The following is a 19,583-nucleotide window of genomic DNA, read 5'->3' as shown; positions in this document are numbered from 1 at the left end:
CAGACAGGCCGACCGCGCGAATGTGAACGCGGCCCGCAACATCCGTCCCAGGGCCTGGGGGCTCGTCAACGCGCCTCACGTCTCGGAACCGCAACAGCGGGCTCCGCCCTACAGGGACAAGCTCCCCCCTTCCGGGCAGGGGGGTTGATATCCAGAATGGCCGTGGATTCTAGAATGCGGCCTCTCATGGAACTTCCACGCCTTACCCCTGGCAAGCGCTTCCAGTCGGCGCGCCCTGGACCGTCGGCCGACGCGTTGATCCTGGCTGCTTTGGCCGCGCGCGAGAAAGCCGCCAGCCGCCCCACAGCCATCGTCACCGCCGACGCGGCGGACGCCCACCGATTGCTGGCCGAGTTACCGTTTTTCGAGCCCGGGCTGCGCTGTGCGCTGTTCCCCGACTGGGAGACCCTGCCGTACGACACTTTTTCGCCACACCAAGACCTGATCTCGGAACGACTGGCCACGCTCTGGCGCATCCAGCAGCGTGCGGCTGACGACGGGGCGGACGTTATCCTGGTGCCGGCCACCACGGCGCTGTATCGGCTGGCGCCCCCGTCTTTTTTGGCGGCTTACACATTCGCCTTCAAAACCGGACAAAAGCTCGACGAAGGCCGCTTGCGCGCCCAGCTCGGCCTGGCGGGCTACCAGCACGTCACCCAGGTGGTCAGCCCAGGGGAATACGCCGTGCGCGGCGGGCTGATCGACCTTTTCCCCATGGGTTCGCCCATGCCGTACCGGGTCGATCTGTTCGACGACGAGATCGACTCCATCCGCACCTTCGACCCAGACACGCAGCGCAGCCTCTACCCAGTGCCCGAGGTGCGCCTGTTGCCCGGGCGCGAATTTCCGATGGATGAAGCGGCACGGGCGCGCTTTCGCGCCCGATGGCGCGAATTGCTCGAAGGTGATCCGAGCAAAAGCCGCCTCTACAAAGACATCGGCAACGGCGTGGCTGCGGCGGGCATCGAGTACTACCTGCCACTGTTCTTCGACGAGACGGCCACTGTTTTCGACTATCTGGGCCCGGACGCCACGCTGGTGTGGCACGGAGACTTGGATGAGGCATTCCAGCGTTTTTGGCAGGACACCCGCGAGCGTTACCGCCTGGCGCAGGGCGACCCGGAGCGCCCGGCCCTGCCGCCGGAGACGCTATTTTTGGATGCCGAAGGTTTTTACGCCCGCGCCAAGTCGCACGCCCAGTGGGCGTTGCGCCCGGCCACGGCCGCGCAAGCGTTGACAGCCTGGTCCGGCGTCATCGATGCGCTGCCCGACCTGACGGTTCAGCGCGGCGCCGACGACCCCCTGCAGCGGCTGCATGCCCATCTGCGGCGCAGCGCCGCTCGGGTACTGATCTTGGCCGAAAGCGATGGCCGGCGCGAGAGCCTGCGGGACTTTCTACGCGCCAACCGACTCGATCCCCCGGTCTTCGACGACCTGGCGGCCTTTCGAGCCAGCACGGAGCCAGTGGGTATCGCCACCGGGCCATTGGCCGCCGGATTCGCCTGGCCGGAGGTCGGCATCGAGCTCGTCACCGAGACGGAGCTCTTCGCCACCGGCCCGACCGTGCGTCGGCGGCGCAAGCAGGAACAAGTCAGCGATGTTGAAGCGCTGATCAAGGACCTGAGCGAGTTGCAGTTGGGCGACCCTGTCGTGCACGCCCAGCATGGCATTGGTCGCTACCGTGGACTCGTCAATCTGGACCTAGGGGAAAAAACCCCGGATGGCGCGCCGGCGCTGCAGGAATTTTTGCACTTGGAGTACGCACAGGGCGCAACGCTTTATGTGCCGGTGTCGCAACTGCACCTGATCAGTCGCTACACCGGTGTCAGCGCCGAGGAAGCGCCGCTGCACCGCTTGGGCAGCGGCCAGTGGGACAAAGCCCGGCGCAAGGCCGCCGAGCAGATACGCGACACCGCCGCGGAGCTGCTCGACGTCTATGCGCGCCGCGCGGCGCGCGAAGGTCATGCCTTCCGTTTCAATGCCAAGGACTATGAGGCTTTTGCCAACGACTTTGGCTTCGAGGAGACACCGGACCAGCGCGCAGCCATCCACGCGGTCATTCAGGACATGATCAGCCCTCGTCCGATGGACCGGCTGGTCTGTGGCGACGTCGGCTTTGGCAAAACGGAGGTGGCGCTGCGCGCCGCCTTCATCGCCGTCACCGGGGGCAAGCAGGTCGCCTTCCTGGCTCCGACGACGCTGTTGGCGGAGCAGCACTACCAGACGCTGGTGGACCGATTTGCGCGCTGGCCGGTGCGCATCGCCGAGATGAGCCGCTTTCGCACCGCCAAGGAGATCGCGGCAGCGCTCAAGGGCCTTGCAGACGGCACGATCGATATCGTGGTGGGCACACACAAACTGCTGTCTGATAAGACCCAGTTCAAGAACCTGGGGCTGCTGATCATCGACGAGGAGCACCGCTTCGGGGTGCGGCACAAGGAGGCCATCAAGGCGCTGCGTGCCGAAGTGGACGTGCTGACGCTGACCGCCACGCCCATTCCGCGCACACTCGGCATGGCGCTGGAGGGACTGCGGGATCTGTCGGTCATTGCCACGGCTCCCCAACGACGGTTGGCGATCAAAACCTTCGTACGCGAGGAAAACCCCGGCGTCATCCGTGAGGCGGTACTGCGCGAGCTCAAGCGCGGCGGACAGGTCTATTTCCTGCACAACGAGGTGGAAACCATCGAAAACCGGCGCCTCAAATTGGAGCAGTTACTGCCGGAGGCGCGCATCGGAATCGCCCACGGCCAGATGCCGGAGCGAGAGCTGGAGCGCGTCATGCGCGACTTCGTCGCGCAGCGCTTCAACCTGCTGCTGTGCTCGACCATCAACGAAACCGGCAACGATGTGCCCACCGCCCACACCATCGTCATCAGCCGTGCCGACAAGTTTGGCCTGGCGCAGTTGCACCAGTTGCGCGGGCGGGTGGGTCGCAGCCATCACCAGGCCTATGCCTATTTGCTGGTGCCGGACATGCAGGGGTTGACCAAGCAGGCCGCACAGCGGCTGGAGGCCATCCAACAGATGGAGGAACTGGGCAGCGGCTTTTACCTGGCGATGCACGACTTGGAAATCCGCGGCGCCGGTGAGGTTTTGGGCGAGAGCCAGAGCGGCAACATGATGGAAGTGGGCTTTCAGCTCTACAACGAAATGCTGGCCGAGGCTGTGCGCAGTTTGCGCGAAGGCAAGGAGCCCGACCTGCTCAAGCCCCTGGCGGCGACCATCGACATCAACCTACATGCCCCGGCCCTGTTACCGCAGGATTACTGCGGCGATGTGCACCTGCGGCTGAGCTTTTACAAGAAGCTCGCCACCGCCAAGACCAACGAGCAGATCGACGCGCTGGTGGAAGAAATCGTCGACCGCTTTGGCAAACTGCCTCCGCCCGCGCACAACCTGATCGATGTACACCGACTGCGGGTGCTGGCCAGCCGATATGGGGTGGTCAAGATCGACGCTGCCCCGTCGCATGTGCTGATCAGCTTTCGCCCCAACCCGCCGGTGGACCCGATGCGCATCATCGAGCTGGTGCAAAAGAACCGCCAAGTCAAACTGGCGGGCAATGACCGCCTGAAGATCGAGCGCGCCTTGCCCGAACCCGCGGCGCGTACCCAGTTGGTGCGCGACGTTCTGCGATCGCTGGGCCAGCCTTTGGCCACCGAAACCGCATGACTGCCGCCGAGACGCCTTTTCCCACCCCGCGCCATACCTGGCTGGACGATGCCCAGGCGCTGCTGACCGGCACGCTGATCGTGGCGCTGGGGCTGGTGCTGTTTCGCCATGCTGGGTTCGTCACCGGCGGCACGGTGGGGCTGGCGTTCGTGCTGCACTACGCCAGCGGCTGGCCGTTCGGCACACTGGTGTTCGCGATCAACCTGCCGTTTTACGCGCTGGCCTGGGTGCGCATGGGCCGCGCGTTCACGCTCAAGACGGTGCTGGCCGTCGGGCTGCTGGCCGCGTTCACCGAGGTCATGCCGCGCTGGATCGTCATGGGCGCGCTCAGCCCGTGGTTTGCCGCCGTGGCCGGCGGGTTGCTGATTGGGGTGGGCTTCATCATCCTGTTCCGCCACCGGGCGAGCCTCGGCGGCTTCAACACCCTGGTGCTGTGGCTGCAGGAGCGCTACGGTTGGCGCGCCGGGGTGGTGCAGCTGGCCATCGACGCCGTCATCCTGCTGGCCGCCATGCCTTGGGTCGGCCCGCTGCAGCTGCTGCTGTCGGTGCTCGGTGCAGCGCTGATGAACCTGACGCTGGCCATGAACCACAAGCCTGGGCGCTATGTGGCGTACTGATGGCCCGCCACGCCACCCCGCGATAATGCCGCCCATGACCCCACTGTCCGACATCGCCCCTGGCCTCGCCGTGCGAGGCATCGCGCCGCCGCTGCGCCTGCGCGACTTCAAGCTGATCGCCTTCGACATGGACTCCACGCTGATCAGCATCGAGTGCGTGGACGAGATCGCCGACGCCGCCGGGCGCAAGGCCGAGGTCGCCGCCATCACCGAGGCTGCGATGCGCGGCGAGATCACCGACTACAAAGAAAGCCTGCGCCGCCGCGTGGCGCTGCTGGCGGGCGTGCCGGTGCAGCATCTGGAGGATGTGTATCGCCAGCGCCTCCGGCTCAACCCCGGCGCTGCCGAGCTGATACTGACCTGCAAAGGGGCGGGCCTCAAGGTGCTGCTGGTCAGCGGGGGCTTTACCTTCTTCACCGACCGGCTGCGCGAGCGGCTGGCGCTGGACTTCGCGCGCAGCAATCGGCTGGAAATCGTCGATGGACGCCTGACCGGCCGGCTCCTGGACCAGCACTGGGGCGATATCTGCGACGGCGCCGAAAAGCGCCGCACGCTGCTGCAGGCGTGTGATCTGATCGGCTGCGCGCCCGAGCAGGCGATCGCCATGGGCGACGGCGCCAACGACCTGGAGATGATGGCCGCTGCCGGCCTGGCGGTAGCCTACCGCGCCAAGCCCAAGGTGCGCCAGCAGGCCCATGTCGCCATCGACATGGGCGGGCTGGATCGGCTGCTGGAAGTCGTGCGGCCCTGAGGGCGCTCAAACCGGCTCCGGCACACTCGGCAGGCCTGAGAGCGCCATCGCCAGCTCGCGTTCATCGTAGGTCTCGTCCTTGAGCTCGCCGGCGAAGTACTTCTGATACGCGGCCATGTCGAAGTGGCCGTGACCGCACAGGTTGAACAGGATCGTCTCGCTCCTGCCCTCGCGCTTGCAGCGCAGCGCCTCCTCGATCGCGCCCTTGACGGCGTGGTTGGCTTCCGGCGCCGGCACGATGCCTTCGCTGCGTGCGAACAGCACACCGGCCTCGAAACACTGGGTCTGCGTGTAGGCCACCGCCTCGATCAGCCCCAGCTCTTTCAGGTGCGACACCAGCGGCGCCATGCCGTGGTAGCGCAGCCCGCCAGCGTGGAACGGCGGCGGCGTGAAGGTCGACCCCAGCGTGTGCATCTTGGTCAGCGGCGTCAGGTGCGCTGTGTCGCCAAAGTCGTAGGCGTACTTGCCCCGCGTCAGCGACGGGCAGGCGGCCGGCTCCACCGCGACGATGCGCGGCCGCGCCCCACCGCGTAGTCCGTGCCCGATGAACGGGAAGGCGATGCCGGCAAAGTTGCTGCCACCGCCGGTGGCGCCGACGATGACGTCCGGCCAGGCATCGGCCATCTGCAGCTGCTCCATCGCCTCCAGGCCGATGACCGTCTGGTGCAGCAGCACATGATTGAGCACCGAGCCGAGCGCGTACTTGGTGTCCTCGCGCTGCGCTGCCAGCTCCACCGCTTCGGAAATGGCAATGCCAAGGCTGCCGGGGTGGTCCGGCCGCTGCGCCAACACGCGCCGGCCGTATTCCGTCTCGGTGGACGGCGACGGCAGGCAGCGTGCGCCGTAGGTTTCCATCACGGCACGGCGGTAGGGCTTTTGGTCGTAGGACACGCGCACCTGGAACACCAGCACCTCCAGCCCGAACAGGTGGCCCGCAAACGACAGCGATGTGCCCCACTGGCCGGCGCCGGTCTCGGTCGTCAGGCGCCGGGTGCCGGCCTGTGCGTTGTAGAACGCCTGTGGCACGGCGGTGTTGGGCTTGTGGCTGCCCGCCGGGCTGACGCCCTCGTACTTGTAGAAGATCTTGGCTGGTGTGCCCAGCGCCTTCTCCAGCCGGTGGGCACGAAACAGCGGGCTCGGCCGCCACAGGCGGTAAATCTCGCGCACGGGTTCGGGGATCTCGATCTCGCGCTCGGTGCTGACCTCTTGCAAAATCAGCTCCAACGGAAACAGTGGCGCCAGGTCGTCCGGACCGACCGGCTGCAGCGTTCCCGGGTGCAACACCGGCGGCGGGGCCTTGGGTAGGTCCGCAGCAATGTTGTACCAGTACTTGGGCATCTGGCTTTCCTGCAGCAGGAACTTGGTCGGCGTCGTCACGGGGGATCTCCTCGAGGGTCGGATACGGTAGGGGATGCCCTGGCACAATGGCGCCATGGGCCGCATCCGCCATTTTGTACGCGAAGCTTCGATCACCCTGACGCTGGCGCTCGGGGTTTTCCTTGGGGTGCAGGCGTGGATGACGCGCGCCACGCCCGAGCGTTGGGCACCCGAGGGCACACTGGCGTGGCTGCTGCCGGACGGCACCGAAGGCCGCGGTAGCTGGGCCGACCTGCGCGCCCAGCTCGGCGCCGGCGCCGGCTCGCCCGTGGCGCTGCACATCTGGGCCACTTGGTGCAGCATCTGCCGCGCCGAGGAAGGCTCTGTCACCGCGCTGGCCGCCGACCGCCCGCTGGTAACGCTGGCCACGCGCAGCGGCGATGCGGCCGCCGTGCGAGCTTACCTGCGCCAGCGCGGGCTGCCGTGGATCACGGTGCTGGACGCAGACGGGCAGCTCGCCGCGGCGCACGGCTGGCGCTCGGTGCCGGTGTTTGCGGTGCTGGACGCCGGCAACCGCCTGCGCCATGTGACCGTCGGCTACACGACAGGCGTCGGCATGCGGCTCAGGCTGTGGGCGGCCACGCTGCGGTCGCCAGGCGCAGCAGGTTGATCAACCCAGCGCCGCTGCCAACCGCTGCACGCCTTCACGAATGCCCGCCTCGTCCATCGTCGCAAAGCTCAGCCGCAGCGTCGCCGGATCCGGATCGCGGGCGAAAAACGGTGCCCCCGGCACGAAAGCCACACCCTGCTCGATCGCCCGGCGGGCCAGCTCACCGCCGTCAGTCGTTTTGCCGCCCGCACCGGTCAGCCGCGCCCAGACGAACAGCCCGCCGCGCGGCGGCACGAAGTCGATCGCCGCCCCCAGCGACTGCCGCAGCGCATCCACCATCGCCGCGGCGCGGCGGGCGTAGATGCCGCGCACGCGCGCAAGGGTCTGCGGCATGCGGCCACTGGCCAAGTACTGCGCCGCCGTCGCCTGCGCGAAGGTGCTGGTGTGCGCGTCGCTGAACTGCTTGCACATCGTCGCCTTGGCCAACAGCTCGGCTGGGGCCACCATCCAGCCGATGCGCAGCCCTGGCGAAAGCACCTTGCTCAGGCTGCCGCAGTGCACCAGGCACTCCCGGCTACCAGGCACCTCGGGGCTGAGCGCCAGCAGGCTTGGCGGTGGCGGAGCGTCGAAGTAGAGATCGCCGTACGGATCGTCCTCCACCACCAGCGTGCGCGTGCGCACCGCCAGCTCTAGAACGCGGCGGCGGCGCTCTAGGCTCATCTGCGCGCCGCTTGGGTTGCCATACGTCGGGATCAGGTAGACGAACTTGGGCCGGTGCTGCTCGATCAGGCACTCCAGCGCCTCGACATCAGCGCCCTGCCCGTCCACCGGCACCGTCAGCAGTTGCGCGCCATAGAGTCGGAAGCACTGGATGGTGGCCAGGAAAGTCGGTGCCTCAACGATCACCTTGTCGCCCGGTGAGACGAGCGTCTTGCCGATCAGGTCCAATGCCTGCTGGCTGCCGGTGGTTACGATCAGATCGGTGGGCGCCAAGTCGCGTGCGCCTTTGACAGCCATAAAGGCGGCGAGCTGCTCGCGCAGCGGCTCGTAGCCTTCGGTCGCGCCGTACTGCAACGCTGCGCCGGGATTGGCCGCCAGCGCTGCCAGTGTCGCCTCGCGGATACCCTCCACATCGAACAGCGCCGCATCCGGAAAACCGCCAGCGAAACTGATGATGCCAGGCTTACCCAGCAGCTTGAACAGCTCCCGGATTGCCGAGGTCTCGACATGGGCAAGCCGCTCAGCCAGCCGCAGCGGGGAGGTAGGCGTATCATCGGTCATCGCTGATCCTTCAGGAAGAGTACCGATCCGCGGCCCCTGCGTTGTCAGGGGCCCACTCAGGCGCCACGGACCTGTGATGAAACCGCGCGACATCGAAGCCTTTTTCTCGGTCCTGCAGGCCGAGCGGCCTGAGCCGCAAACCGAACTCGAGTATACGAGCGTGTTCGAGCTGCTCGTGGCGGTGATGCTGAGCGCCCAGGCCACCGACCGCAGCGTCAACCAGGCCACGCGGCGGCTGTTTGTCGTCGCCAATACGCCGCAAGCCATCCTCGCGCTCGGGCAGGAGGGGCTGGAAAGCCACATCCGCACCATCGGGCTGTATCGCAGCAAGGCGCGCCACCTGATCGAGACCTGCCGCTTGCTGCTGCAGCGCCATGGTGGCGAAGTCCCGCGTCGCCGCGAGGAACTGGAGGCTCTGCCCGGCGTCGGTCGCAAGACCGCCAACGTGGTGCTCAACGTCGCTTTCGGCGAACCGACGATGGCGGTGGACACGCACATCTTTCGCGTCGCCAACCGCACGGGTCTTGCCCCCGGCAAGACGCCGCTGCAGGTCGAGCAAGGGCTGCTGCAGCGCATACCTAAGCGTTTTTTGCGCAACGCACACCACTGGCTGATCCTGCACGGGCGCTACACCTGCACCGCACGCGCGCCGCAGTGCGGCGCGTGCCTGGTGGCGGGGTGGTGCGAACATGCCAAGGCGCAGGCGAAAGCCTCGAGCCAGACCCGCAACCGGCGTCGAACCACAACTGCTCCCCGATGAGCCCCCCGCGCCCGCTACCCTGGTTGGATCCCGGCGCCCCGTTCCCGCCTGCGGAAAGTGCCTGGGGACAACAGGATCCCATCCCCGGACTGCTCGCGGCCGGCGGCACGCTGGACACTCCGACCCTGCGGCAAGCGTACCGCCAGGGGATATTCCCGTGGTACAGCGAGGGCCAGCCCATCCTGTGGTGGAGCCCCGATCCGCGTATGGTGCTGCGGCCTGCGCGCTTTCGCCCCAGCCATTCACTGCGCAAGGCCCTGCGCGCTGCGCTGCGTCAGGGGCGGCTGCAGATCCGCATGGACAGCGCATTCGATGCCGTGATCGTGGCCTGCGCCCATACCCCCCGCCCTGGGCAGCATGGCACCTGGATCCTGCCCGAGATAAAGGCTGCCTACCGAGGGCTGCATCGAGAGGGCATCGCCCACAGCGTCGAGGCATGGTGGGATGGGCGACTGGTTGGCGGCTTGTACCTGGTCAACATGGGGCGCGCGGTGTTTGGCGAATCGATGTTCAGCCACCGCCCAAACGCCTCCAAAATGGCACTGGCGGCATTGGTGGCCGCCTGCCGCGCCTGGGGCGTGACTTTGATCGATTGCCAGCAAAACACCCGCCATTTGGCGTCGCTCGGGGCGGCCGAGGAAGCGCGCGACCGTTTTTTGCATGACGTTCGTCAGGCCATTGCTGAACCTACCCCCGATTGGCGCTGGGATTGCCTATACTGGAATCAGTTATGGCCTGATGCCGCCCTGGACACGTTGTCCTCACCCATTCCCGCAGCACCCCTGTGACTCGCCTGCACGAACTGCCCCTGAGCGCCGTGCAGTTTTACGCCACGGCGCCGTACCCGTGCAGCTATTTGCCGCAGCGCTTGGCCCGCTCGCAGGTGGCCACGCCGAGCCACCTCATCCAGGGCGAGACCTACTCGCGCCTTGTGGCCAGCGGCTTTCGGCGCAGCGGTCTGTTCACCTACCGGCCCCATTGCGACGGCTGTCAGGCTTGCGTCCCGTTGCGCGTGCGCGCCGCAGAGTTCACCCCCTCCCGCAGCCAGCGCCGCGCCTGGCGCGAACACGCCGCTTTGCATGCGCGAGTGATGCGGCTGGGCTACTCGCCCGCGCACTATGCGCTGTACCTGCGTTACCAACGCAGCCGCCACGCCGGGGGCGGTATGGACCACGACGACGTCGAGCAGTACAGCCAGTTTATGCTGCAAAGCCACGTCAACTCACGGCTGGTGGAATTTTGGGCGCGCGGCGGCACCGACTCCCCGGACCGGCTGGTGATGGTGTCCGTGATCGATCTGATCGACGACGGCCTGTCCGCGGTTTACACCTTCTACGACCCGGACTGGCCCGGATCGTTGGGCACCTATGGGGTACTGTGGCAGATCGAACAGGCCCGCCGCCTGCAACTGCCTTATGTGTATCTGGGGTATTGGATCGCCGACAGTCCCAAGATGGCCTACAAGGTCCGCTTTCGGCCGCACGAGCTTTTTCAGGACGGCCGCTGGCGGCTGGCGCTGTGAGGATGGATCACAATTTCATATGATAAAATTGGCTGTCGAGACTCCCGACGACCGTGATGCGGAAAACGGACGACACCCCACCTCCTCCACGGCACAGTGTGCAGGTGCTCGAGCGCATGTTCGCCCTGCTCGACGTCCTGGCGCGACACGAGGACCCGGTTTCCCTCAAGACGCTGGGCGAAGAAACCGGCTTGCACCCTTCCACTGCCCACCGCATCCTCAATGACCTGGCGATCGGCCGATTCGTGGAGCGATCCGAGCCGGGCATGTATCGACTGGGCCTGCGCCTGTTGGAACTGGGCAACCTTGTCAAAGCGCGGCTGGATGTGCGCGAAGCCGCCGTCGGTCCGATGCGCGAGCTGCACCGCCAAATCCAGCAGCCGGTCAATCTGAGCGTGCGCCAGGGCGACGAGATCGTCTATATCGAGCGCGCCTACAGCGAGCGCTCCGGCATGCAGGTGGTACGCGCCATTGGAGGGCGAGCACCGCTACATCTGACCTCCGTGGGCAAGCTCTTCCTGGCGCAAGAGGACCCGCAGCGCCTGCGTGCGTACGCCACCCGCACTGGACTGGCGGGCAACACCCCCAACAGCATCACCCAGTTGGCGGTGTTGGAAAAGGAGCTGGCCTTGTGCCGTCGGCAGGGGGTGGCGCGCGATAACGAAGAACTGGAACCCGGCGTGCGCTGTATGGCGGCGGGGATCTACAACGATCAGGGGCGGCTCGTGGCGGGCTTGTCCATCTCCGCTCCCGCCAACCGCATCGACGAAAGCTGGCTTGCCAAGCTGCAGCAGACCGCCGCGGAGATCAGCGCGGCGTTGGGTTACCGTAGCGAGCGCCCCTGACCTGGGTGCAGCGGACCGAGCTTCGCTTTGCCCATTCTTGCCGGTGCGGCGCTGCGGCCCTTACCCGGGCAGTCGATTCGCCCCAGGATAGGCAGCGGCACCCCATGGCTGCGACACCCGCTGCGGCACCAGCGCCTCGTGCTGGACCGCCCCAGAATGCAGCAGCGACTGCTCCAGCCAGCGCAACAAGCGCTCGGCATCGGTCCAGCGCGCCGACGAATCCGCAGCATCCATCAGCACCATGATCAGGTTGCGCCCTGCCAGCCGCACCTGCATGGCCACGCAGCGGCCCGCCTCGCGGATGTAACCGGTTTTTTGCAGCAGGATGTCCCACTCGCTGTCGCGCACCAGTTTGTTGCTGTTGCGGTAATGCACCACACGCCGGCCGTTGGCCAATTCGTACTCGGGTGACGTGGTCAGTTCACGCAGCACGGGGCGCTCGGCCGCAGCGGAGACGAGTCGCGCCAGATCGCGGGGGCTGGACTGGTTGTCGCTGGACAACCCAGTGGGCTCGACAAACCGGGTGGTGCTCATGCCCAGCTCGGCCGCCTTGCGGTTCATGGCGGCGACGAACGCCGGGATTCCCCCCGGATAGGTCCGCCCCAGGGCATGGGCCGCACGGTTTTCGCTGGACATGAGGGCCAGATGCAAGGCCTCGGCCCGCGACAGGCGCGTGCCCACCGCCAGGCGCGATCCACTGCCCTTGAGGCGATCGACATCGTCTGCGGTGATGGTGAGCACTTCATCCATCGGCAGGCCCGAGTCAGCGATCACCAGCCCCGTCATCAGTTTGGTCAGCGAAGCGATCGGCAGCACCGCCGCGTCGTTTTTACCGACCAGCACCGCGTTGGTGTCGCGGTCGACGACCAGCACGGCGTTGGAGTTCAGGGGCACCGGATCGATCGGGAGCCCATGTGCGCCGTCCACACCGCCCTCAGCCGGTGCGGATGCAAACGCCGCCCCCGACAGGGCGGCCACCCCTGCACCGCGACTGACCGCGCTTTGCATCCCTTGTTTGGCGCGAGGCACGGCCTTAGCGGCCTTGGCGGCTTTGGCGGCTTTAGCGGGTTTGGCGGCTTTAACGGGTTTGGCGGCTTTAGCGGGTTTGGCCCGCGGCTTGGCTGGGGACTTGGCGCGATCCATCTTGGCGCTGACCGCCACGGACGCTGCGCGCGCCTCCTGCGGCGGCAGACCCAAACCCCAAGCGACCAGCGCGAGCAGCAGCGCCCGCGAGCCCCACAACAGCGTTTTGTTCATGGTGTCGGCCCCATAGTCATCGACGACTTCGGCAGTATAAGGGGCCGATCGCTCAAAAACACCATTTTCGACATCGTGCTAGGCAAAAATTTTGAGCCACTTCCACAACAAAGGGGCAGCCCCCCAGCGCAGCGCGCAGTCAGCCTTGGGCGGCGACGCGATCGACTTTGCTGTGCAGCTTGTTGAGCGCCGACAAATAGGCCTTGGCCGATGCCACGACGATGTCCGGATCGGCCCCGACGCCGTTGACCACACGCCCGCCGTGCTGCAGCCGAATCGTGACCTCACCCTGCGATTCGGTGGAACCGCTGGTGATCGCATTGACCGAATAAAGCAGCAGCTCCGCGCCGCTCTTGACATGCGACTCGATGGCCTTGATGGACGCATCCACCGGCCCATTGCCGTCGGCTTCGCCCACGTACTCCTTGCCGTCGATGGTAAAGACCACGCGCGCATGGGGGCGTTCGCCGGTTTCGGAGCGCTGCGACAGCGACACCAGGCCGTACTGCTCCTTTTCCGGCGTGACACTCTCGTCACTGACCAGCGCCAGAATGTCCTCGTCAAAAATTTCGGCCTTGCGGTCGGCCAGCTCCTTGAACTTGGCGAAGGCCGTGTTGAGCTCCGTTTCGGACTCCATCTCGATACCCAGCTCCTGCAGGCGCTGCTTGAAGGCGTTGCGCCCCGAGAGTTTGCCCAGCACAATCTTGTTGGCGCTCCAGCCCACATCTTCGGCGCGCATGATTTCGTAGGTGTCGCGCGCTTTGAGCACACCATCTTGGTGAATACCGCTGGCATGCGCGAAGGCATTGGCCCCCACCACCGCCTTGTTCGGCTGCACGACAAAGCCCGTGGTCTGGCTGACCATGCGGCTGGCGGGCACGATCTGCGTGGTGTCGATGCCGACCTCCAGCCCGAAATAGTCGCGGCGGGTCTTGACCGCCATGACGACCTCCTCCAGCGAACAGTTGCCCGCCCGCTCCCCCAGGCCGTTGACTGTGCATTCGACCTGGCGCGCCCCGCCGATCTTGACGCCGGCCAGCGAGTTGGCCACCGCCATACCCAGGTCGTTGTGGCAGTGCACGCTCCAGATGGCCTTATCGGAGTTGGGGATGCGCTCGCGCAGGGTCTTGATGAAATGGCCGTACAGCTCCGGCACCGCATAGCCGACCGTATCCGGGATGTTGATGGTCGTGGCGCCTTCGGCGATCACCGTTTCCAACACGCGGCAGAGGAAATCCAACTCGCTGCGGTAACCGTCCTCAGGACTGAATTCGACGTCGGCGCACAGGTTGCGCGCAAAGCGCACCGCCTGCCGCGCCTGCTCCAGCACCTGCTCGGGCGTCATGCGCAGCTTCTTCTCCATATGCAGCGGCGACGTTGCGATGAAGGTGTGAATGCGCGCGCGGTTGGCGCCGCGCAGGGCTTCGGCCGCCCGTGCGATGTCGCGGTCATTGGCGCGGGCCAGCGAACACACGGTGGAGTCCTTGATCACGCCGGCAATCGCCTTGACCGCCTCGAAATCGCCGTTGGAACTGGCCGCAAAACCCGCCTCGATCACATCGACCTTCAGCCGTTCGAGCTGGCGCGCGATGCGCAGCTTTTCGTCTTTGGTCATTGAGGCGCCCGGGGACTGCTCGCCGTCGCGCAGCGTGGTGTCGAAAATGATCAACTTGTCGGTCATGGCGGAACTCCTGCTAAGGGTGGCTGTGGTCGCTGCCCATGCGTGCCGGCAAAACAAACGGCCCGCAGCGAGGGCATGCGGGCCGTGGGGGTTTGAGAACGCGCGCTAAACCGCCTGCCCGCAGCGGGGTAGTCGCAGTAGGCGGCTGGGCGCAAACTCCATAGGCTTCAATGTAACACAAGCGCGATGCGGCGCACGCTCACCATGCCATAGACCGAGGCGATCACTCTGAATGTTTGCGCCGAGCCCGTCATTCGTGTAGGCCGCGCTCATCCGGTTCGTCGGTGGAGGTGCTCACCACGCTGACTGGCCGTCCTTTGGATTTGCGCACCGCATACACGACATAGCCGGACAGGCCGTACAGCACAAACAGCGCGAATAACACCACCGGAGGGTGGATGTTGATGACGGCAATGCCCAGGGCGATCAACACCAGGGTCGCAAACGGTACGCTTTTGCGCAGGCTCAGATCCTTGAAACTGTAGAACGGCGCATTGGTCACCATCGTCAACCCGGCATACAGCGTCAGCGCACACAAGGCCCACTGCAGCCCGTCGCCGTCGTGACCGGCGTCGGTGGCCAGCCAGATGAAGCCCGCCACCAGCGCCGCGGCCGCCGGCGATGGCAGCCCCTGGAAATAGCGCTTGTCCACCACATGGGTGTTGACGTTGAAGCGCGCCAGCCGCAGCGCCGCGCAGGCGCAATAGACGAACGCGGCGATCCAGCCCCAGCGCCCCAGATCGCGCAGTGCCCATTCGTAGGCCACCAGCGCCGGCGCCGCGCCAAACGAGACCATGTCGGATAACGAGTCCATCTGCTCGCCAAAGGCGCTCTGGGTGTGCGTCAGGCGCGCGATGCGGCCATCCAGGCTATCCAAGACCATGGCAACGAAAATGCCGCTCGTGGCAAGGTCGAAGCGGCCATTCATGGCCATCACGATGGCATAGAAGCCGCCAAACAACGCCGCCAACGTCACCAAATTGGGCAGGATATAAATGCCCTTGGCGCGCCTCGGCACCTCTGGGCTGCGGGGGATGTGAGATCCGTCGAGCATGAACAAAGGCCACTGCAAGGGGTGTGGTCTGTCGCGTCGACCGCACAGACCGAGCGCTAGTGTACGCCCACGGGAACAGGCCCCGAACACCCGTGCATGACCGCACGCCCGCGGCTGGACATCGCGTGCCACATGCGGGCGAGGGAAGGGCTGGCTCCAGCCGCCAGCCGGGCATCGATCAATTGCGGCTTTGATCGACCAGCTTGTTCTTCGCGATCCAGGGCATCATGGCGCGCAACTGGGCGCCGACCACTTCGATCGGATGCGCGGCCAGGTTGCGGCGGCGCGCTGTCATGCTCGGATAGTTCAGGCGGCCTTCCTGGATGAACATCTTGGCGTAGTCGCCGTTTTGGATGCGCTGCAGCGCCTTGCGCATGGCCTTGCGCGACTCCTCGTTGATCACCTCGGGCCCGGTCACATACTCCCCAAACTCCGCGTTGTTGGAGATGGAGTAGTTCATGTTGGCGATGCCCCCCTCGTACATCAGGTCGACGATGAGCTTGAGCTCGTGCAGACACTCGAAGTAGGCCATTTCGGGCGCGTAGCCGGCTTCGACCAGGGTCTCGAAGCCCATCTTAACCAATTCGACCGCGCCACCGCACAGCACGGCCTGCTCGCCAAACAGGTCGGTCTCGGTCTCTTCCTTGAAGGTGGTCTCGATGATGCCGGCCTTGCCGCCGCCGTTGGCCATGGCGTAGCTCAGCGCCAGATCACGCGCCTTGCCGCTCTTGTCCTGGTGCACCGCCACCAGGTGTGGCACCCCTCCGCCCTGCAGATAGGTGCTGCGCACGGTATGACCCGGGGCTTTGGGCGCCACCATCCACACGTCCAAATCGGCGCGCGGCACCACCTGGTTGTAGTGCACATTGAAGCCGTGGGCGAAGGCCAGCGACGCACCTTGCTTGATGTTTGGCGCGACGTTCTGGTTATACACCTCGGCGATCTGCTCGTCGGGCAGCAGGATCATCACAACATCTGCGGCCTTGACCGCGTCGTTGACTTCCATCACAGTCAGGCCGGCCTTCTCGGCCTTGCCCCAGGAAGCCCCACCCTTGCGCAGGCCGACGATCACCTTGACACCGCTGTCGTTGAGATTTTGCGCATGGGCATGGCCTTGGCTGCCGTAACCGATGATGGCCACGGTCTTGCCCTTGATCAGGCTTAGGTCACAGTCCTTGTCGTAGAACACTTTCATGGTTCGCTCCAGGTATAAGGGGATGGGATTCAGACGCGCAGAATACGCTCGCCGCGGCCGATGCCGCAGGCACCGGTGCGCACCGTCTCCAGGATGGCACTGCGGTCGATGGCTTGCAGGAAAGCATCGATCTTGGTCTGATCACCAGTGAGCTCGATGGTGTAACTCTTCTCGGTGACGTCGATGATGCGGCCGCGGAAAATGTCGGCCATGCGCTTCATCTCCTCGCGCTCTTTGCCGACGGCGCGTACCTTGACCAACATCAGCTCGCGCTCGGTGTAGGCCCCCTCGGTCAGATCGACGACTTTGACGACCTCGATGAGGCGATTGAGGTGCTTGGTGATCTGCTCGATGACGTCATCCGAACCCGTGGTCTGAATCGTCATGCGCGACAGTGACGGATCCTCGGTCGGGGCCACCGTCAGAGACTCAATGTTGTAGCCACGGGCCGAGAACAATCCGACGACGCGAGACAGGGCCCCCGCCTCGTTCTCCAGCAAAACGGCAATGATATGTTTCATGAATGAGATTCCTCTTTTCGGCCGCCCTCCCCCGCCCCCGGTAAGGGGCGGGCTCGGCGGTCAATAGATTCCTCGATAGGGGTTCAGCCGGCGTGCCGCACGGACCAACGCCGCCAGCTGCGACAGCATCACAGATCTTCGCTGCCGAGCAGCATCTCCGTAATGCCTTTGCCCGCCTGCACCATGGGCCAGACGTTTTCCGTCGGATCGGTGCGAAAGTCGATGAATACCGTGCGATCCTTGAGTTTGCGCGCCTCGCGCAGCGCCGGCTCGACATCCTGCGGCCGTTCGACCAGCAGACCCACATGTCCATAGGCCTCGGCCAGCTTGACAAAGTTGGGCAAGGCATCCATGTACGAGTGGCTGTAGCGGCCGGAGTACTCGATCTCTTGCCACTGGCGCACCATGCCGAGATAGCGATTGTTGAGCGACAAGATCTTGATCGGCGTGTTGTACTGCAGGCAGGTGGACAATTCCTGGATGCACATCTGCACCGATCCTTCCCCCGTCACGCAGTACACCTCGGCCTCGGGCTTGGCCAACTTGATGCCCATGGCATAGGGAATGCCCACCCCCATGGTGCCCAGGCCACCCGAGTTGATCCAGCGCCGCGGCTGATCGAACTTGTAGAACTGCGCCGCCCACATCTGATGCTGCCCGACGTCCGAGGTGATGTAGGCCTCGACATCCTTGGTCATATTCCACAGCGTCTCGATGACCATCTGCGGCTTGATCACATCGGTATTGTCGCGGTCGTAACGCAGACAGTCGCGCGAGCGCCAGCCCTCGATGGTCTCCCACCAGGCGGCCAGCGCACGTTCATCGGGGCGAACCGGGCTTTCGCGCACCATCGCGATCAGCTCTGTCAACACGTCTTTGACATCCCCGACGATGGGCACGTCCACCTTGACGCGTTTGGAAATGCTGGAGGGGTCGATGTCGATGTGAATGATCTTGCGCTCGTTTTGAGCGAAGTGTTTGGGGTTGCCGATGACGCGATCGTCGAAGCGCGCCCCCACCGCCAGCAGCACATCGCAGTTCTGCATGGCGTTGTTGGCCTCGAACGTCCCGTGCATGCCCAGCATGCCCAGGAAGCGCCGGTCGGTCGCCGGAAAGGCCCCCAGCCCCATGAGCGTATTCGTCACGGGGTAGTTGAGCAGATCCACCAGCTGGCGCAACTCGGCGACCGCATTGCCCAGAATAACACCGCCGCCCGTGTAAATGTAGGGGCGTTTGGCACTCAGGAGCAGCTGCAATGCCTTGCGAATCTGGCCGCCGTGTCCTTTGCGCACCGGGTTATAGGAGCGCATGGTGATGCTCTCGGGATAGCCGGCAAATGCGGTTTTCTTGAACGAGACATCCTTGGGAATGTCCACCACCACCGGCCCGGGGCGGCCCGTGCGCGCGATGTGAAAGGCTTTTTTGATCGTAATGGCCAGATCGCGCACATCCTTGACCAGAAAGTTGTGCTTGACGATGGGCCGGGTAATACCGACGGTGTCGCATTCCTGGAAGGCGTCCAAGCCGATGGCGGCCGTGGGCACCTGCCCGGTGATAACGACCATCGGTATGGAGTCCATATAGGCTGTAGCGATACCGGTGATCGCGTTGGTCACGCCCGGGCCACTGGTGACCAGTGCCACTCCAACTTCGCCGGTGGCGCGCGCATAGCCGTCCGCGGCATGCACTGCCGCCTGCTCGTGGCGCACCAGGACATGCTGGATGATGTCTTGCTTGTAGAGCGCGTCGTAGACATAAAGGACCGCGCCGCCTGGGTAGCCCCAGACGTATTTCACCCCTTCGGCCTGCAGGCACTTGACAAGCACTTCGGCCCCCATGAGCTCGACAGCGGGGGAGTGACCAGCGACAGCGGCTGCAGACGCGATTTCGGCCTTGTTGATTTCCATGACAAACAACCTTTCAGTATTTCTCTGACGAAAGACCTCCGGTGCCCCTTGGTCGCGCCCTCGTGAGGCGGCTTTGGGACTTGAGGCCAAGGCCATGGCGGTTGGTCCGCGACCTTGGCCCGTTTCGGGCTGGCAATGGTGTGTACCACGATGGATTATGGCACTGCAGCATGAAAACTCCACGCCTTGGTCGATTTTTTTCTGCAACGGCGGCGTGCGCCATATGCGACAATGAACTTTTTTGGTCATTGGCCATCCTGGTTTTGCCCGCTGCGCACATGCACGCGCCCCCCGCCACTCCCATTCAGAGCACCGCGCTCGCCGGGCTGCCTGCCCCTTCACTCGGGCGCCGCATGGCCTGCTGGCTCTACGAAGGCATGCTGCTGTTCGGTGTCGTGTTCATCGCGGGCTATCTGTTTTCGGCCCTGACCCAGACCCGCCATGTGCTCGACAACCGGCACCTGCAGCAGGCCTTTTTGTTCGCCGTGCTGGGGGTGTACTTCACCTGGTTTTGGCACAAGGGCCAAACGCTGGCCATGAAGACCTGGCATATCCGTGTGGTGGACCGTCAGGGGCGGCCACTGACCCAG

17 protein-coding genes are annotated in these 19,583 nt (G+C 65.2%); 9 read left to right on the top strand and 8 right to left on the bottom strand.

Going from position 1 to position 19,583, the window contains the following annotated elements:
- Positions 1–186: 186 nt before the first annotated feature.
- Genes mfd through serB form a run of 3 tightly spaced genes read left to right on the top strand, consistent with a single transcriptional unit; the run spans position 187 to position 5,043 of the window.
- On the top strand, positions 187–3,675 hold the full coding sequence (gene mfd, locus P3W97_RS08685; RefSeq protein ID WP_300845861.1) for a transcription-repair coupling factor: 3,489 nt from the start codon (positions 187–189) through the stop codon (positions 3,673–3,675).
- Positions 3,672–4,292 (top strand): YitT family protein, encoded by a 621-nt coding sequence (locus P3W97_RS08680; RefSeq protein WP_300845859.1) that lies wholly within the window; start codon positions 3,672–3,674, stop codon positions 4,290–4,292. The genes mfd and P3W97_RS08680 overlap by 4 nt, the downstream gene beginning before the upstream one ends.
- Before the next feature lie 34 nt (positions 4,293–4,326).
- On the top strand, positions 4,327–5,043 hold the full coding sequence (serB, locus tag P3W97_RS08675) for a phosphoserine phosphatase SerB (RefSeq protein WP_300845857.1): 717 nt from the start codon (positions 4,327–4,329) through the stop codon (positions 5,041–5,043).
- A 6-nt stretch (positions 5,044–5,049) separates the two neighbouring features.
- Here the strand turns inward: serB and P3W97_RS08670 are convergent, their stop codons facing one another.
- The gene (locus tag P3W97_RS08670; RefSeq protein WP_300845855.1) at positions 5,050–6,420 is read right to left on the bottom strand and encodes a TrpB-like pyridoxal phosphate-dependent enzyme; all 1,371 of its coding nucleotides are present in this window, start codon (positions 6,418–6,420) and stop codon (positions 5,050–5,052) included.
- Between the two features lie 55 nt (positions 6,421–6,475).
- Between P3W97_RS08670 and P3W97_RS08665 the strand changes: the two genes are divergently transcribed.
- The gene (locus P3W97_RS08665; protein WP_300845853.1) at positions 6,476–7,030 is read left to right on the top strand and encodes a redoxin family protein; all 555 of its coding nucleotides are present in this window, start codon (positions 6,476–6,478) and stop codon (positions 7,028–7,030) included.
- Here P3W97_RS08665 and P3W97_RS08660 read toward each other — a convergent pair whose 3' ends face one another.
- Positions 7,031–8,224 carry a PLP-dependent aminotransferase family protein gene (locus P3W97_RS08660; RefSeq protein ID WP_300845887.1) on the bottom strand — a complete coding sequence of 398 codons (1,194 nt, stop codon included), beginning with the start codon at positions 8,222–8,224 and terminating at the stop codon, positions 7,031–7,033.
- 103 nt (positions 8,225–8,327) lie between these two features.
- On the opposite strand from P3W97_RS08660, the gene nth reads away from it, so the two are divergent.
- The 4 genes from nth to P3W97_RS08640 all read left to right on the top strand — a co-directional run bounded on the left by nth (position 8,328) and on the right by P3W97_RS08640 (position 11,378).
- Positions 8,328–9,011: an endonuclease III gene (nth, locus tag P3W97_RS08655; RefSeq protein WP_300845851.1), complete on the top strand. Its 684-nt coding sequence runs from the start codon at positions 8,328–8,330 to the stop codon at positions 9,009–9,011.
- The gene (aat, locus tag P3W97_RS08650) at positions 9,008–9,799 is read left to right on the top strand and encodes a leucyl/phenylalanyl-tRNA--protein transferase (protein WP_300845849.1); all 792 of its coding nucleotides are present in this window, start codon (positions 9,008–9,010) and stop codon (positions 9,797–9,799) included. Before nth ends, aat begins: the two co-directional genes overlap by 4 nt.
- The gene (locus P3W97_RS08645; RefSeq protein ID WP_300845847.1) at positions 9,796–10,533 is read left to right on the top strand and encodes an arginyltransferase; all 738 of its coding nucleotides are present in this window, start codon (positions 9,796–9,798) and stop codon (positions 10,531–10,533) included. The genes aat and P3W97_RS08645 overlap by 4 nt, the downstream gene beginning before the upstream one ends.
- Before the next feature lie 116 nt (positions 10,534–10,649).
- The gene (locus P3W97_RS08640) at positions 10,650–11,378 is read left to right on the top strand and encodes an IclR family transcriptional regulator (protein ID WP_300845845.1); all 729 of its coding nucleotides are present in this window, start codon (positions 10,650–10,652) and stop codon (positions 11,376–11,378) included.
- 60 nt (positions 11,379–11,438) lie between these two features.
- Here P3W97_RS08640 and P3W97_RS08635 read toward each other — a convergent pair whose 3' ends face one another.
- The 6 genes from P3W97_RS08635 to P3W97_RS08610 all read right to left on the bottom strand — a co-directional run bounded on the left by P3W97_RS08635 (position 11,439) and on the right by P3W97_RS08610 (position 18,993).
- Complete coding sequence (locus P3W97_RS08635; protein WP_300845844.1) at positions 11,439–12,635, bottom strand: D-alanyl-D-alanine carboxypeptidase family protein; 1,197 nt, start codon at positions 12,633–12,635, stop codon at positions 11,439–11,441.
- Positions 12,636–12,774: 139 nt separating this feature from the next.
- On the bottom strand, positions 12,775–14,316 hold the full coding sequence (locus P3W97_RS08630) for a 2-isopropylmalate synthase (RefSeq protein WP_300845842.1): 1,542 nt from the start codon (positions 14,314–14,316) through the stop codon (positions 12,775–12,777).
- Positions 14,317–14,566: 250 nt separating this feature from the next.
- Positions 14,567–15,370, bottom strand: coding sequence for a CDP-diacylglycerol--serine O-phosphatidyltransferase (gene pssA / locus P3W97_RS08625; protein WP_300845840.1), 804 nt, complete (start codon positions 15,368–15,370; stop codon positions 14,567–14,569).
- 178 nt (positions 15,371–15,548) lie between these two features.
- Positions 15,549–16,565 (bottom strand): ketol-acid reductoisomerase, encoded by a 1,017-nt coding sequence (gene ilvC / locus P3W97_RS08620; protein ID WP_300845838.1) that lies wholly within the window; start codon positions 16,563–16,565, stop codon positions 15,549–15,551.
- Positions 16,566–16,594: 29 nt separating this feature from the next.
- On the bottom strand, positions 16,595–17,086 hold the full coding sequence (gene ilvN / locus P3W97_RS08615) for an acetolactate synthase small subunit (protein ID WP_300845836.1): 492 nt from the start codon (positions 17,084–17,086) through the stop codon (positions 16,595–16,597).
- 128 nt (positions 17,087–17,214) lie between these two features.
- Positions 17,215–18,993, bottom strand: coding sequence for an acetolactate synthase 3 catalytic subunit (locus P3W97_RS08610; protein ID WP_300845834.1), 1,779 nt, complete (start codon positions 18,991–18,993; stop codon positions 17,215–17,217).
- A 278-nt stretch (positions 18,994–19,271) separates the two neighbouring features.
- Here P3W97_RS08610 and P3W97_RS08605 point away from each other — a divergent pair.
- Positions 19,272–19,583, top strand: a 312-nt coding sequence (locus tag P3W97_RS08605) for an RDD family protein (protein WP_300845832.1), incomplete at its 3' end; no start/stop codon positions are given.

This window comes from Tepidimonas sp. (assembly GCF_029335975.1).
Lineage (GTDB): Bacteria > Pseudomonadota > Gammaproteobacteria > Burkholderiales > Burkholderiaceae_C > Tepidimonas.
This window is presented reverse-complemented; position numbering and strand designations above follow the sequence as displayed.

Coding starts and splice junctions, on each gene's coding strand:
- mfd (WP_300845861.1), top strand. CDS start 187: ATGGAACTTCCACGCCTTACCCCTGGCAAGCGCTTCCAGTCGGCGCGC.
- P3W97_RS08680 (WP_300845859.1), top strand. CDS start 3,672: ATGACTGCCGCCGAGACGCCTTTTCCCACCCCGCGCCATACCTGGCTG.
- serB (WP_300845857.1), top strand. CDS start 4,327: ATGACCCCACTGTCCGACATCGCCCCTGGCCTCGCCGTGCGAGGCATC.
- P3W97_RS08665 (WP_300845853.1), top strand. CDS start 6,476: ATGGGCCGCATCCGCCATTTTGTACGCGAAGCTTCGATCACCCTGACG.
- nth (WP_300845851.1), top strand. CDS start 8,328: ATGAAACCGCGCGACATCGAAGCCTTTTTCTCGGTCCTGCAGGCCGAG.
- aat (WP_300845849.1), top strand. CDS start 9,008: ATGAGCCCCCCGCGCCCGCTACCCTGGTTGGATCCCGGCGCCCCGTTC.
- P3W97_RS08640 (WP_300845845.1), top strand. CDS start 10,650: ATGTTCGCCCTGCTCGACGTCCTGGCGCGACACGAGGACCCGGTTTCC.
- P3W97_RS08635 (WP_300845844.1), bottom strand. CDS start 12,635: ATGAACAAAACGCTGTTGTGGGGCTCGCGGGCGCTGCTGCTCGCGCTG.
- P3W97_RS08630 (WP_300845842.1), bottom strand. CDS start 14,316: ATGACCGACAAGTTGATCATTTTCGACACCACGCTGCGCGACGGCGAG.
- pssA (WP_300845840.1), bottom strand. CDS start 15,370: ATGCTCGACGGATCTCACATCCCCCGCAGCCCAGAGGTGCCGAGGCGC.
- ilvC (WP_300845838.1), bottom strand. CDS start 16,565: ATGAAAGTGTTCTACGACAAGGACTGTGACCTAAGCCTGATCAAGGGC.
- ilvN (WP_300845836.1), bottom strand. CDS start 17,086: ATGAAACATATCATTGCCGTTTTGCTGGAGAACGAGGCGGGGGCCCTG.
- P3W97_RS08610 (WP_300845834.1), bottom strand. CDS start 18,993: ATGGAAATCAACAAGGCCGAAATCGCGTCTGCAGCCGCTGTCGCTGGT.